Source organism: Natrinema pellirubrum DSM 15624, assembly GCF_000230735.2.
In the GTDB taxonomy this organism is placed as follows: Archaea; Halobacteriota; Halobacteria; order Halobacteriales; family Natrialbaceae; genus Natrinema; species Natrinema pellirubrum.
The window spans coordinates 2,327,509-2,341,151 of record NC_019962.1; the positions used below are offsets into that span (position 1 = coordinate 2,327,509).

The following is a 13,643-nucleotide window of genomic DNA, read 5'->3' on the forward strand; positions in this document are numbered from 1 at the left end:
GTGTGGCGCCTTCCTGTTCTATCGTGGTCTTCCCCGAGCGTTATAGTGGACTCGAGCGAACCGTTCCACATGCTCGATAGCTACGCCGAATCGATCGCCGACCTCGAGCCGGCCGACGGCGAGGTCGAGACCGCGGAACTGGCCGTCAGCGACGACGTCCTGGTGAAGGCCTTCGCCCTCGGCCCGGGCGCGGAACTCGAGGCCCACGACCACCCCGATAGCACGAACGTCTTTCACGTCCTCGAGGGGACGGTAACCGTCGTCCAGGGCGACGAAAGCGAGGCCATCGAGGCGCCCGGCGTCGTCCACCACGAGCGTGGTGTCGACCACGGCGCGAGAAACGAGACCGACGAGACGGTGATCTTCACCGCGAGTCTCTGTCCGCTGCCGTCCTAAGACGACGTGGTGGAGGAGTCGCGCTCGGTCGGACCGTCCGAACACAGCGCGGCGACGTACTTGTCGACGTGGTCGTCGATCCGGCGCTTGTAGCCGGCCTGCCGGGCGAGGCGGTCGAGTTCGCGGGCGACGAGGCTGCCGTACTGGACCGCTTTCTTGTCCCGCTGGGCGACTTCGGCCGGGAGGTGTTCGGCCGCAACCCGGCGGAAGCCGCGTTTCCGTTCCTCGGTGTCGGCGAGTAGCTCGTCGGGCAACCGAAGCGCCGCCTCGATCACGGCGTCGTGGAGAAGCGGCGCGACGGGCTCGAGCCCCGTCGCTTCGATCGTCAGGACGTCCCGCGGGAGCTGGTCGGGGAGGCTCCGGATCCCCTCCCGGACGGCCCCGCGGACCGTCTCGGCGTCGACCCGGTGATCGAGCCGGACGACCTTCTCGTAGCCGCCGAACAGTTCGTCCGCGCCCTGTCCGACCGCGAGCGCGTCGAACCCGTCGGCGGCGACGCGTTCGCCGACCAGATACAGCGGCAGGGCGATCTGGACGTCCATCGCGTTCGTCCGGCCGGTCGCTCGCACGACTTCCGGGACCGCCCGCTCGAGGTCCGCGGGCTCGAGTTCGACGACCGTCAGCTCCCGGCCCATCGCGTCGGCGGCCGTCCGCGCGGCTTCGACGTCGTGGCTGTCGGGGAAGCCGACGACGTACAGCGGTGCATCGAGCAGTTCGGCGACCAGCGCCGAGTCGACCCCGCCGGAGAAGGCGACCGCGATATCGTGGTCGGTCCCCAGCGCGGCGTCGGCCGCCGTCTCGACCGCCCGCTCGAGGGATGCGAGCGCCCGCTCGGGGGCGTATGGCTCCGGATCTGGAAGGGACCAGTACGATTCCGGCTCGGGAAGCGGATCGGCGGGGGACGTGGCCGCGCCAGCCGGGAAGAGAACGGGGTCCTCGAGCGGGGCCGGCTCGAACGACCACGCCCGCTCCTCGTCCGCGGAGTCGTCGGCGTCGACGAACAGCGGCTCCCGGCCGAGGATATCGCGGACGAGGCGGCCGTCGACGCGCCCGGAGAATCCGGTGCCACCGGGCAGCGGATCGGCCCGCTCGATGGCGTCGCGGACGGTCGCCGGGTCGCCGCGCAGTTCGTCGGTCATCGCAGCACGCTCAGAACGCGGCTCAGTCGTCGCGTGACGCCGCCGGCGAACTGTTGGACGCTGATTCGCCACGGCGTTCGCTTCCCCTCGACCGTCGTCCGGCCGTCGGCGATGGCCGCGAGGATCGCATCGGCCGAGCGCTCGTCGGCGTCGACCCGGGTGACCGCCTGTCCGACCATCTCGCTGATGTGGGCGTCGCTGCCAGCGGTCATCGGTAGCTCCCGCGACCGGGCGTAGCGCTCGGCCTGGCGGTTCGCGCGGCCGGTAAACAGCCGCGAGTTGTAGACCTCGATCGCGTCGCCCAGCGCGAGCTGTTCTCGAGAAATACGTGCCATGACGCCGTGTCGAGCCTCCTGGAAGGGATGCGGGATCACTGCGAGCCCACCCTGGTCGTGGATCGCCTCGAGCGTCGACTCGAAGGAGAGTCCCGGCGGGACTGCCTCCTCGAGTCCCAGCCCCAGTACGTGGCCGGCCTTACTCGAGATTTCCATGCCCGGAACCCCGACCAGTCCGTACTCGGGGGCCAGTTCGGCGGCCTCGAGGCTCGCGTCGATCTCGTCGTGGTCCGTCACGGCGATCGCGTCCAGCCCGACGGCCTCAGCCTGCTCCAAGATGAGTTCGACCGGGTCGCGACCGTCGTAGGACAGCGACGAGTGCGTGTGGAGTTCGACCGACAGCACGAGCGTACGTTTAGGCGGCCTGATCAAAAACGACTCGGTCCGTCGGCTGCGATCGTCGAATCCGATCGCCAATATACATGAACGTGCATATAGAAACCCATTTACCGACCGACTTTCACCACCTAGGTGAATGAGTCTTGCCGATTCGGACCGCGAACTCGTCGTTTCCGAGCTGGGGCGGGAACCGACTCGAGCGGAGGCGGCGCTGTTCGAGAACCTCTGGAGCGAACACTGTGCGTACCGCTCCTCGCGACCGCTGCTGTCGGCCTTCGACAGCGAGGGGGCGCAGGTCGTCGTCGGGCCGGGCGACGACGCGGCGGTCGTCGCGCTCCCCGGCGAGGAGGGCGAGGACGCGACGTACATCACGATGGGGATCGAGAGCCACAACCACCCCTCCTACGTGGACCCGTTCGACGGCGCGGCGACCGGCGTCGGCGGCATCGTCCGGGATACGCTCTCGATGGGGGCCTACCCGATCGCGCTGGCCGATTCGCTGTACTTCGGCGAGTTCGGCGACGACCACTCGAAGTACCTCTTCGAAGGCGTCGTCGAGGGGATCAGCCACTACGGGAACTGTATCGGCGTCCCCACCGTCGCCGGCAGTGTCGACTTCCACCCCGATTACGAGGGCAACCCGCTGGTCAACGTCGCCTGCGTCGGGCTGACGAACGAAGACCGGCTGGTCACCGCCGAAGCGCAGGAACCGGGCAACAAGCTCGTCCTCGTCGGCAACGCCACCGGCCGCGACGGCCTCGGCGGCGCGAGCTTCGCCAGCGAGGACTTGGCAGAGGACGCCGAAACCGAAGACCGGCCCGCGGTCCAGGTCGGCGACCCCTACGCCGAGAAGTTGCTCATCGAGGCCAACGAGGCCCTCGTCGACGAGGGACTGATCGAATCGGCCCGCGACCTCGGTGCCGCCGGCCTCGGCGGGGCCTCGAGCGAGATGGTCGCCAAAGCCGATCTCGGCGCACGGATCGAACTCGAGCGGGTCCACCAGCGCGAGCCGAACATGAACGCGCTCGAAATCCTGCTGGCCGAATCACAGGAGCGGATATGTTACGAAGTCGAGCCCGAGAACGTCGACCGGGTGCGCGAGATCGCCGAGCGGTTCGATCTGGGCTGTTCGGTCATCGGCGAGGTCACCGACGGCAACTACACCTGCACGTTCGACGGAGAGCCGGTCGTCGACGTCGACGCCTACTTCCTCGGCGAGGGCGCGCCGATGAACGACCTCGAGAGCGAGGACCCCATTGAACCGGAGACCGAGCTGCCCGACACCGACCTCGAGGCCGCCTTCGACGCCGTCGTCGCGAGCCCGAACACGGCCTCGAAACGGTGGGTCTACCGCCAGTACGACCACGAAGTCGGCGTCCGCACGAGCGTTGGCCCCGGCGACGACGCAGCAATCGTTGCGGTTCGGGAAGCCGAGCAGGGACTGGCGCTCTCGTCCGGTGCCGCACCGAACTGGACCTCGACGGCGCCGTACGAGGGCGCTCGCGCGGTCGCCCTCGAGAACGCGACCAACGTCGCGGCCAAGGGTGCGACGCCGCTTGCCGCCGTCGACTGTCTCAACGGCGGCAACCCAGAGAAGCCCGACGTTTACGGCGGCTTCGAGGGGATCGTCGACGGCCTCGCCGAGATGTGCGAAACGCTGTCGACGCCGGTCGTCGGGGGTAACGTCTCCCTGTACAACGATTCCGTCGCCGGACCGATCCCGCCGACGCCGACGCTGGCGCTTGTCGGGGCGAAAGAGGGTTACGACGCGCCGCCGCTATCGGCCGCGCCCGAGGGCGACCTGGTGCTGGTCGGCGATCTGGGGCTCGGCGATGACGCCCGACTCGGCGGCTCCGAGTACCTTGCGCAGTTCGGCGGTAGCGATCGGTTCCCCGAACTGCCCGACGACCCCGCGGCCCTGATCGAGACCCTCGCCGCGGTCGCCGACGACGACGCGACGCTCGCGGTTCACGACGTCAGCCACGGCGGCCTCGCCGTCTCCCTCGCCGAGATGGTCACCGAGGAGGCCGGCCTCGCGGTGTCGCTGCCGGGCGACGACCCCGCCGGCGAACTGTTCCACGAACAGCCCGGCCGCGCGCTGATCCAGACTGAGTCCGTCGAAGCGGTCCGCGAGGCGTTTGACGGCGTCGCCCCCGTCGTCGAACTCGGGTCGGCAACCGACGACGGGTCGCTGTCCGTCGCCGTCGGCGACCGGACGATCGAGACCGACGCCGCCGAGATTCGGGAACGGCGCGCGACGATCGAACGCGGCCTCGAGTGACGGTCGCGGCGTGATGATCGGCGGGGACCACCTTACGACCGCTACTCTCCGGTATATTGATATTCGTTCGGCACGGATTCTCCGCGAACGGCACAGCCGGAGGAACATCGATGTCCGATACCCCATCCGTCCTGATCGTCGAAGACGAGCCCGACCTCGCGGATCTCTATGCCGCCTGGCTCGAGGAGGAGTGTCGCGTCCGCACGGCTTACGACGGCGCCGAGGCGCTCGATGCGATCGATGAGACGATCGACGTCGTATTGCTCGATCGGCGGATGCCGGGGCTCTCGGGCGATACCGTCCTCGACACCATGCGGGAACGGAGCCTCGATTGTCGCGTCGCGATGGTGACGGCGGTCGAACCCGACTTCGACATCGTCGAGATGGGGTTCGACGATTACCTGGTCAAGCCGGTTTCGGGCGACGAACTCGTCGACGTGATCGACCAGTTACTGCTTCGTTCGACCTACGACGACCAGCTCCGGGAGTTCTTCGCGCTGGCCTCGAAGAAGGCGCTGTTGGACGACCAGAAGACCGCGGCTGAGCGCCAGTCGAGTCAGGAGTACGCCGAACTCGAGGACCGACTGGCCGTCCTCCGGGTCCGGGTCGACGACACGATGCAGGAACTCTTAGCGCAGGACGGCTACCGACAGCTCTGGCGGGACATCGCGGGTGAGTCGTTCGAAACGGAATAGCGTTTACGCGGGGTCCCGATCGAGGGTCGTTATCTCCCTGATTTCGATCCGGGTGCCGCCGTTGTCGCCGTTGGTGACCGTACACGTCCAGTCGTGGGCCTCGGCGATCGCCCGGACGAGCGCGAGCCCGAGGCCGTCGATCGCGGTGTCGTCGTCGGCGGTCGGGTCGAGGACGCGATCGTGTGCGTTCGGCGGGATCTCCGCGGCATCATCGAGGAGGAAGAGCCCGCGGCTGCCGTCGTCTTCGAACCCGACCAGTCCGATCTGGATCGTCACGTCGTCGTTCGCCCGAGCGACCGCGCTGTCGAACGCCGTCTGGAGGAGGTGGACGAACCGGTCGGGATCGGCCCGGAGCGCGGCCGGCGCGTCCACGACGACGTTATCGGGGTCCAGCCGGGAATCGGCGATCGCGTCGTCGATCGCCGACTCGAGGCGGAGTCGGCTTCGCGGACCGACCGCGGAGGCGTTGCGGGCAAATTCCCGGACGTCGTCGACGAGCCGTTCGGCCCGGTCGAGCGTCGTCTCGACGGTGTCTTCCGCCAGCGGGAACTCCCACTCGTCGGCTCCGTCGTCCGCGAGGGCGTCGGCGACGGCCTCGAGCTGGTTCTGAAGGTCACTCGAGAGGATCTCGGCGACGGCCTCGAGGCGTTCGGTCTGGCGCTCGAGTTCGGCCGTCCGATCCCGCAGGACTCGTTCCCGGTCCGCCCGGTCGAGGGCGGCACGAGTGTTCTCGACGAGCGTCGAAATGAGATCGACGTCGGTTTCGTCGAACCAGTGGGGGTCGTACGAGCCCGTCATGAGAACCCCGTGGGTCCCGATCGGGGCGATGATCTCAGATCGAAGCGGCGTCTCGGGATTGTAGAGTCCATCGGTATCGCCGAGATCGTCGAACAGTTGGACCTCGCCGCCCTCGAAGACCTCCCAGACCAACCCCTCGCCGGGGTTGAACCGCGGGAGGCCGCCGAACTCGTCGTGGGCCCCCGCGGTGCCGGCGACCGGTTCGAGGTAGCCCTGTTCCTCCTCGAGCAGCCAGACGCCGCTGATGGGGAGATCGAGCAGGTCGCTGCCGGCGTGGACGGCGATCGCACAAATCTCCTCGGGATCGTCGGACTCGAGCAGCCAGCGGGTGACCTCGTGCAACGACGTGACGACGCGGTCGTACTCGTGTTGGTCGGTGACGTCGCGGACGATGGCGGCGACCGTCGCCGCGTTGTCCTCGACGGGGACGAACCGGAACTCGCCCATCCGGTCGTCGCCGTTCGGCCCGACGTAGGGCAACTCGAGCTGGCGGCGGTCGGCGTTGCCGACGTCGACGTCGGTGATCGCCCGCCCGATCTCGACGGCGTCATCGTCGTCGATCCCCGCCGCTTCGGTCAGGGTCTCGATGTGTTCGCCGACGAGCGTCGAGCGGCCCGCACCAAGCACCGACTCGGTCGCGCCGTTGACGGTGATGATCTCGCGGTTGCGATCGAGCGTGACGACGGCGTCGCGGATCGCCTCGACGACCGCGGCGTGTTGGGCGAGCGTCGTCTCCTGGGCCTTCCGCTCGCTGACGTCGCGCATGAACACGGAGAGGCCCGTTTCGGAGGGATAGGCCCGTGCCTCGAACCACGTCTCGAGGGGGGCGTGATAGATTTCGAAGGAAACCGGCACCTGTTCGTCCATCGCGCGGTGAAAGCCCTCGGGGAACTGCGTCTCGACGGTCTGAGGGAACTCGTCCCACATGACCCGCCCGATCAGATCCTCTCGGGAGCGTTTCAGTAACGTCTCCGCCCGTTCGTTGAGATAGGTGAACCGAAAGCTCGTATCGAGAGCGAAGAAGGCGTCGGTGACGCGATCGACGATCGGTACGGAACGCATCGTCATGACTCGCCACCCCACACCCGTCTCGACGACGTAGTCCCGCCCCCGCACCCGAATAGATACCCGCTCGCAACCGTTGGAATCATCGACGGATAGTTACTGGATAGTTAGTAAACCCCCTATTTCAGTGTCGTGGCCGAGCGCCGGTATGTGTTTGAGTGACATGGGGCGGCGCCGAGCGGAGTCGAATCGTCCGGTCCAGGCAAGCGAGTTATCCCGATCGATCGGATAGGAACGACGCCATGGTCGATTTCTTCGAACGACTCTCGATCCTCCTCGGCAGCGCGACCGTCCTCGCGGTCTGTCTCGTCCTGCTCGCGAGCGGCCTCCTCGAACTCGGGCTGGATCGACGGCTGCGATCCGGCCTGCTGCCGAGTCTCGGACTGCTCGTCTCCGCCGCCACGCTCGCGGTCTGGGACGCGTCAAACGGCGATGTCGACGACCCCTGAGGACCCTCGAGCCAGGGGCTCGCGGCGGGACCGCTTGTCTCAGCGACTCGGCCGGCAACACGATACGGGTCGGCGATGCCGGCTCAGGCGTTGTCGGCGACGAACGCCTCGATCCGGTTCAGCGCCTCTCGAAGGTCCTCGAGGCCGGTCGCGTAGGAGATCCGCAGGTGGCCCTCGCCGCCGGTGCCGAAGACGTCGCCGGGGACGACGGCCACGCCCTGTTCGCGCAGCACTTCCTCGGCGAACTCCTCGGCGGTAAAGCCCTCGGGGACCTCGGGGAAACAGTAGAAGGCTCCCTTGGCCTCGAAGACGTCCATCCCGATCTCCCTGAATCGCGAGAGGACGAACTGTCGGCGGCGGTCGTACTGATCGACCATCTCCCGGACGTCGTCCTCGCAGGAGTCGAGCGCCTCGAGGGCGGCGTACTGAGCGGTCGTCGGGGCCGACAGCATCGTGTACTGGTGGATCTTGTTCATCGCGCCGATGGCGTCGGCCGGGCCAAGCGCATAGCCCAACCGGAGCCCGGTCATCGCGTGGGCCTTCGAGAAGCCGTTGAAGACGATCGTCCGCTCGCGCATCCCCTCGAAGCTCGCGATCGAGGTGTGATCCCCGTCGTAGGTCAGTTCCGCGTAGATCTCGTCCGAGAGGACCATCAGGTCGTGTTCGCGGGCGAACTCGGCGATCGGCTCGAGGTCCTCGGCGGGCATGATCGCGCCAGTTGGGTTGTTCGGGTAACAGAGGACGAGGACGTCGGCCTCGTCGGCGCCCGCTTCCTCGAGGCCCTCGACGGTGAGCCGGAAGTCGTCTTCCTCTTTCGTGGGGACCGACAGCACTTCGCCGCCGGCGAAGATCACGCCGGGCTCGTAGGAGATGTAGGAGGGCTGGGCGATCGCGACCGTGTCGCCGGGATCGACGAACGCCCGGAAGGCGAGATCGACGGCCTCACTGGCCCCGGCGGTGACGATGATCTCCTCGTCGGGATCGTAGCCCAGATCGAACCGATCGGCGACGTAGTCGGCGATCGCCTCGCGGAGGTCGCTCTTGCCGCGGTTGGCGGTGTAGGAGGTCTTGCCCTGCTCGAGCGAGGCGATGGCGGCGTCGCGGGCCGCCCACGGCGTCGCGAAGTCGGGTTCGCCCACGCCCAGCGAGATGACATCGTCGCGCTCGTCGGCGATTTCGAAGAACCGGCGGATGCCCGACGGCGGCACCGTCTGCACCCGGTCTGACAGTTCGAAGCTCATGGTCAGGGCGAGAAGGAAAGCCGGTCGTCGTCCTCGCCGTCGCCGAGTTCGATCCCGTTCTCCTTGTAGGAGGTCATCACGTAGTGGGTGACCGTCTGGGTGATCTCGGGGACGGGCGCGACCTTCTCGCTGATGAACTGCGAGACCTCGCGGATGGAGTCGCCTTCGACCTCCATATCGAAGTCGTAGTCGCCGCTGATCAGTCGGAGGGCTTTGACCTCCGGGAACTGTGCGAGGCGCTGGGCGATGTCGTCGTAGCCGGTCTCGCGGTCGAGCGTGACGTTCAGCTCGACCTCGGCTCGGACGCGCTCGTCGGCGAGCTTGTCCCAGTCGACGACCGCTTGGTACCCGCGGACGACGCCTGCTGCCTCGAGTTCCTCGATGGTTGCCTCGACCTCGTCTTCCTCGAGGTCGGTCATTCGCGCGATGTCGGCCGCGGAGTATCGCGCGTTCTCACGAAGCAACTCGAGCACCTCGCGTTCGCTCATACTGCCTGCAAGCGCGAGCGCGAGTAAAGGTCTAACGTTGTTCGTTCGTGAACGATCGTTCGGGATCCGACTACCGGTAGTTCTTGAACAACAGCGCCCGCACGTCGTCTTTCGTCTGGACCTGCTCGGTCGAGCCGTCCGGCAGATCGACGCTGTAGCGGTAGTCCGCCGAAGCCGCCTCTTCCCACTTGTCGTCGTGGGTCTCGAGTAGGCTCATCATCTCATCTAACATGTCGTCGTCGTCAGCGGAGCCGTCATCGTCGGAGCCGTCGTCGCCGTCGGTGTCGCTCTCGTCGTCCGCGTCGCTCTCGTCATCTCTCCCATCCTCGCCGTCGTCATCGGTTCCTTCGTCCGCGTCGCTCGTATCGTCGTCGGCCGGTTCCGCGGGATCGTCCGACTCGGACTCGCGGTCCTCGTCCCCGTCCGCGTCGTCCACGACCCCGTCGGTCCCCGTCGCCTCGCCCTCGACGTAGGAGACTTCCTCGAGGTCGTGGGGATCGGCCTCGCCGTCGATGGCGGCCCCGACCGAGGCCGCGACGTCGTCGGTCGCCGAGGAGTCGAACTCGCCGTCGGCCTCGAGTTCGATTTCCTCGTCCAAGTTGTCGATCAGGAACTGCACCGCGTCCTGCTCACGGACGAAGCCGTACTTGCCGACGACCGATTCGGAGATCTCCTCGCGGAGGTACTGGATGAACGCGTACTGTTCGTCGGTGACCTCGAGCGTCTTCATACCCAGTCGATGCGGCCGGGGGTACAAATATGTAAGTCGTCCCCGCGTCTCGAGGGACGGCGACCGCCCCGAACGTGAGACCTAAGGCCGAACGAGCCGAACCGACGACCATGGTTCTCCAGGAATCCGACTCCGAACTCGAGGCCGGCGACCCCGCCCCCGAGTTCGACCTCGAGGGCGTCGACGGCGAGACGTATTCGCTCGACTCCTTCGCCGACGACGAGGCGCTGCTGGTCGTGTTCACGTGCAACCACTGCCCGTACGCGCAGGCGAAGTTCGACCTGCTGAACGAACTGGCCGCCGAGTACGACGACGTCTCGGTCGTCGGGATCAACCCCAACGACGCCGCGGAGTATCCCGACGATTCCTTCGAGAAGATGGAGGCGTTCGTCGACGAGGGGAAAATCGAGTACGACGCCTACCTCCGCGACGAGAGTCAGGCGGTTGCGCGAGCCTACGGCGCAGTCTGTACGCCGGATCCGTTCCTGTTCGAACGCGAGGACGGCACGTTCAGGCTCGCGTACCACGGCCGGCTCGACGACGCGCCCAACCCCGACGACGAACCGAGTCGCTTCCAGATCCGCGAGGCGATCGACGCCGTGCTGGCCGGTGAGTCGCTCGACCTCGAGTGGCAACCCTCCCGGGGCTGTTCGATCAAGTGGAAAGAGGACTGAGTCGGTTCGACCTCCGAACGCCGCCCGCTTCCGCCCGTTCGTCCCCGGTCTTTAGTCCGTGGCCAGTGTAGTCGGACGTGTGAGTCAGCATCCGCGAACCAACGCGCTTCGGGAGACGCTCGAGTCCGGCGACGTAGCACTCGGCGTCCTCGAAAACACGTACAGCCCGACTGTCGTCGAACTCTACGCCGCGCTCGGCGTCGACTTCGTCTGGATCGACCTCGAACACGGCGGCCCGAGTCCGGTCGATGGCGGCCGGTTGGAGGAACTGCTCCGGGCGGCCGACGGCACGGATACCGAACTGCTCGTTCGGCTCCCCGATACCGATCCCGCGCTCGTACGGAAGGCACTCGACGCCGGCGTGCGAAACGTCTTTCTCCCCCGCGTCGGCAGTCGCGAGGAACTCGAGGCGGCGGTCCGGGCCGGCCGGTTCGAGTACGACGGTGAACCCGGTCGCCGGGGCATGGCCAACCCTCGAGCGAGCCGCTGGGGGCTGACCGACGACTACGTGACCAGCGAGGACGAGTCAGTTGTCGTCGGGGTCACGATCGAGACGCAGTCCGCGCTCGACGAACTCGACGACATCCTCGCCGTCCCCGAACTCGGATTCGTCTTCATCGGCCCGCTCGATCTCTCGGTCTCGCTGGGTCATCCGGGCGAATTCGACCATCCGGAGGTCGAGGAGGCCGTCGAACGGATCCGATCGGCCGCCATCGAGGCGGACGTCCCGGTCGGTGGCCTCGGCTTCGGGATGGACGACGTCAACGAAAAGGCGGAGAACGGCTATCAACTGCTGAACGTCGGGACGACGACCGGCGCGTTGCAGTCGGCGGTCACGGGCTGGCTCGACGGCTACGACGGAGCGTGACCGTCGGGGTACCTGCTTGCGGACCCGTTATCGCTGGGTTGCGCGTCGGTACTGGACCGGCCACTCTTTCGCGACCGCGTCGGGGTCACGCTCGAGGTCGCCGGTCGCGCGGAGCCCGAAGTACGGATCCCGCAGGAACTCGCGGCCGACGAGGACGAGATCGGCTCGCTCGTTGCGAATCAGGGCGTCGGCCTGTTCGGGCTCGGTGACGCCGCCGACCGCGCCGACGGCGACGTCCGCGCCCTCCCGGACCTGCTCGGCCAGCGGCACCTGAAAGTTCGGACCGCCCGAAATCGACTGGTCGGGGTGGAGCCCGCCGGAACTCACGTCGACTAGATCGACACCGAGATCGGCGAGGTCGTCGGCCAGTCGCACCGACTGTTCGATGTCCCACGACTCCCGATCGTCGAGCCAGTCCGTGCCCGAAATCCTGACGAAGACCGGCTTGTCGTCGGGCCAGACCTCACGAACGGCTGCGACTACTTCGCGGACCAGTCGGGTTCGGTTCTCGAAGCTCCCGCCGTAGTCGTCCTCGCGATGGTTCGTGACCGGCGAGAGGAACTCGTGGAGCAGGTAGCCGTGGGCCGCGTGGACCTCGGCGATCTCGAAGCCGGCCGCGAGCGATCGTTCGGCCGCCGCACGGTAGGCATCGATTACACCCTCGATGTCGTCCTGCTCGGCCTTCCGCATCGCCGGCCGATCGCCGTCGAAGGGCGGATAGGCGTCGGGCGACGGCGAGAGTACCTCCCAGCCGGCCGCCCCCGAGGGCCCCGTTTCGTCGGGCTGGATCGGGACGTGGCCCTCCCACGGACGTTCCTTGCTCGCTTTGTGGCCCGCGTGGGCGAGCTGGATCGCCGGCACGCCGCCCTGCTCCCGGATGAACTCCGTGATCGGCTCGAGGGCCTCGGCGTGGTCGTCGCTCCAGATGCCCAGGTCGTGGGGCGTGATCCGTCCCTCGGGGGAGACCGCGGTCGCCTCGGTCATGACGATGCCGGCCCCGCCGACGGCTCGGCTCCCGAGGTGGACGCGGTGCCACTCGGTCGGCAGCCCGTCGGGGTCACAGGAGTACTGACACATCGGCGAGACGGCGATTCGGTTCCGCGTCTCGAGATCGCGCAACGACAGTCCGGCAAGCAAGTCAGTCATCGACCGGTCGTATCCACGGCAGGAGGAAAACGGCCGCGGAGGGAGCGGGGCTTGCCGGCTCGCGTCGGCCCGACCGAACGCGATACCGGTATGATCGTCGCGGTTCCAGCACCGATATGGAGACGGTATCCGCCATCATGGACCGATTCGACGCGTCCCACCCGGTGATCGGCATGGTCCATCTCCCGCCGCTGCCCGGCGCGCCGGGGTTCGGCGACGGAGACGAGGACGACCGTGCGGCTATCCGTCGCCGCGCGCTCGCGGACGCCCGCCGGCTCGAGGCCGGCGGGGTCGACGGAATCATCGTCGAGAACTTCGGGGACGCCCCGTTCTATCCCGACGACGTACCGAAACACGTCGTCGCGGAGATGACTGCGACCGCGACGGCCGTCACCGACGCCGTCGACGTTCCGGTCGGGATCAACGTCCTCCGCAACGACGCCGCGGCGGCGGTGTCGGTCGCCGCGGCAGCCGACGCCGCGTTCGTCCGTGTCAACGTCCACGTCGGCAGCGCCGCGACCGACCAGGGCGTCCTCGAGGGCCGAGCCCACGAGACGCTCCGGTTGCGCGACCGGCTCGCGGCCGACGTCTCGATCCTCGCGGACGTCCACGTCAAACACGCAAGCCCGATCGGCGACCGGGACATCGAACGTGCCGCGCTCGAGGCCGTCGAGCGTGGACGGGCCGACGGCGTGATCGTCTCCGGACCCGGAACCGGAGCCGAAACGTCGCTCGCGGACCTCGAGCGGGTCGTCGACGCGCTCGCCGATCGGACAACCGACGGCGAGCGCGATCGGCCCCCGGTGTTCGTCGGTAGCGGCGTCACGAGCGACACGGTCGGCGACTGCCTCGCGGCGGGGGCCGACGGCGTCATCGTCGGTACCGCGCTCAAACGCGGCGGCGAGACGACAAGCCCGATCTCCAGAGATCGGGTCGATGAACTCGTTGGCACGGTCCGGGACGCGGCCTCGAGCGACGACTGATCGCGAGCGGCCCGCG

At 67.8% G+C, this 13,643-nt stretch carries 14 protein-coding genes; 7 read left to right on the plus strand and 7 right to left on the minus strand.

Going from position 1 to position 13,643, the window contains the following annotated elements:
- The first annotated feature begins 69 nt into the window (after positions 1 to 69).
- The gene (locus NATPE_RS11225) at positions 70 to 396 is read left to right on the plus strand and encodes a cupin domain-containing protein (protein ID WP_015299059.1); all 327 of its coding nucleotides are present in this window, start codon (positions 70 to 72) and stop codon (positions 394 to 396) included.
- Here the strand turns inward: NATPE_RS11225 and NATPE_RS11230 are convergent.
- Both NATPE_RS11230 and NATPE_RS11235 read right to left on the minus strand, forming a co-directional pair.
- On the minus strand, positions 393 to 1,535 hold the full coding sequence (locus tag NATPE_RS11230; RefSeq protein ID WP_006181581.1) for an asparagine synthase C-terminal domain-containing protein: 1,143 nt from the start codon (positions 1,533 to 1,535) through the stop codon (positions 393 to 395). The genes NATPE_RS11225 and NATPE_RS11230 overlap by 4 nt on opposite strands.
- Positions 1,532 to 2,215, minus strand: a complete 684-nt coding sequence (locus tag NATPE_RS11235; RefSeq protein WP_006181582.1) for a PHP domain-containing protein — start codon at positions 2,213 to 2,215, stop codon at positions 1,532 to 1,534. Before NATPE_RS11235 ends, NATPE_RS11230 begins: the two co-directional genes overlap by 4 nt.
- A gap of 130 nt (positions 2,216 to 2,345) precedes the next feature.
- Here NATPE_RS11235 and purL point away from each other — a divergent pair, with 130 nt between their 5' ends.
- Positions 2,346 to 4,490, plus strand: coding sequence for a phosphoribosylformylglycinamidine synthase subunit PurL (gene purL, locus NATPE_RS11240; RefSeq protein WP_006181583.1), 2,145 nt, complete (start codon positions 2,346 to 2,348; stop codon positions 4,488 to 4,490).
- 110 nt (positions 4,491 to 4,600) lie between these two features.
- Positions 4,601 to 5,185 (plus strand): HalX domain-containing protein, encoded by a 585-nt coding sequence (locus NATPE_RS11245; protein ID WP_006181584.1) that lies wholly within the window; start codon positions 4,601 to 4,603, stop codon positions 5,183 to 5,185.
- A gap of 3 nt (positions 5,186 to 5,188) precedes the next feature.
- Here the strand turns inward: NATPE_RS11245 and NATPE_RS11250 are convergent, their stop codons facing one another.
- On the minus strand, positions 5,189 to 7,051 hold the full coding sequence (locus tag NATPE_RS11250; RefSeq protein ID WP_006181585.1) for a sensor histidine kinase: 1,863 nt from the start codon (positions 7,049 to 7,051) through the stop codon (positions 5,189 to 5,191).
- A gap of 239 nt (positions 7,052 to 7,290) precedes the next feature.
- Between NATPE_RS11250 and NATPE_RS11255 the strand changes: the two genes are divergently transcribed.
- Positions 7,291 to 7,497, plus strand: coding sequence for a hypothetical protein (locus NATPE_RS11255; RefSeq protein ID WP_006181586.1), 207 nt, complete (start codon positions 7,291 to 7,293; stop codon positions 7,495 to 7,497).
- A gap of 83 nt (positions 7,498 to 7,580) precedes the next feature.
- Here NATPE_RS11255 and NATPE_RS11260 read toward each other — a convergent pair whose 3' ends face one another.
- From NATPE_RS11260 to NATPE_RS11270, 3 genes are all read right to left on the minus strand, one after another.
- A complete protein-coding gene (locus NATPE_RS11260) occupies positions 7,581 to 8,738 on the minus strand; it encodes a pyridoxal phosphate-dependent aminotransferase (protein ID WP_006181587.1) in 1,158 nt (385 codons plus the stop codon).
- 2 nt (positions 8,739 to 8,740) lie between these two features.
- A complete protein-coding gene (locus NATPE_RS11265; protein WP_006181588.1) occupies positions 8,741 to 9,226 on the minus strand; it encodes an Lrp/AsnC family transcriptional regulator in 486 nt (161 codons plus the stop codon).
- A gap of 70 nt (positions 9,227 to 9,296) precedes the next feature.
- Entirely contained in the window at positions 9,297 to 9,956 is a 660-nt protein-coding gene (locus NATPE_RS11270; RefSeq protein ID WP_006181589.1) for a hypothetical protein, read from the minus strand.
- A 110-nt stretch (positions 9,957 to 10,066) separates the two neighbouring features.
- Between NATPE_RS11270 and NATPE_RS11275 the strand changes: the two genes are divergently transcribed.
- The gene (locus NATPE_RS11275) at positions 10,067 to 10,630 is read left to right on the plus strand and encodes a thioredoxin family protein (RefSeq protein WP_006181590.1); all 564 of its coding nucleotides are present in this window, start codon (positions 10,067 to 10,069) and stop codon (positions 10,628 to 10,630) included.
- 79 nt (positions 10,631 to 10,709) lie between these two features.
- Positions 10,710 to 11,498 carry an HpcH/HpaI aldolase family protein gene (locus tag NATPE_RS11280; RefSeq protein ID WP_006181591.1) on the plus strand — a complete coding sequence of 263 codons (789 nt, stop codon included), beginning with the start codon at positions 10,710 to 10,712 and terminating at the stop codon, positions 11,496 to 11,498.
- Between the two features lie 27 nt (positions 11,499 to 11,525).
- On the opposite strand, the gene NATPE_RS11285 is transcribed toward NATPE_RS11280, so the two are convergent.
- Complete coding sequence (locus NATPE_RS11285; RefSeq protein ID WP_006181592.1) at positions 11,526 to 12,644, minus strand: NADH:flavin oxidoreductase/NADH oxidase; 1,119 nt, start codon at positions 12,642 to 12,644, stop codon at positions 11,526 to 11,528.
- 116 nt (positions 12,645 to 12,760) lie between these two features.
- Between NATPE_RS11285 and NATPE_RS11290 the strand changes: the two genes are divergently transcribed.
- Positions 12,761 to 13,627 (plus strand): BtpA/SgcQ family protein, encoded by an 867-nt coding sequence (locus tag NATPE_RS11290; RefSeq protein ID WP_006181593.1) that lies wholly within the window; start codon positions 12,761 to 12,763, stop codon positions 13,625 to 13,627.
- Positions 13,628 to 13,643: the final 16 nt, after the last annotated feature.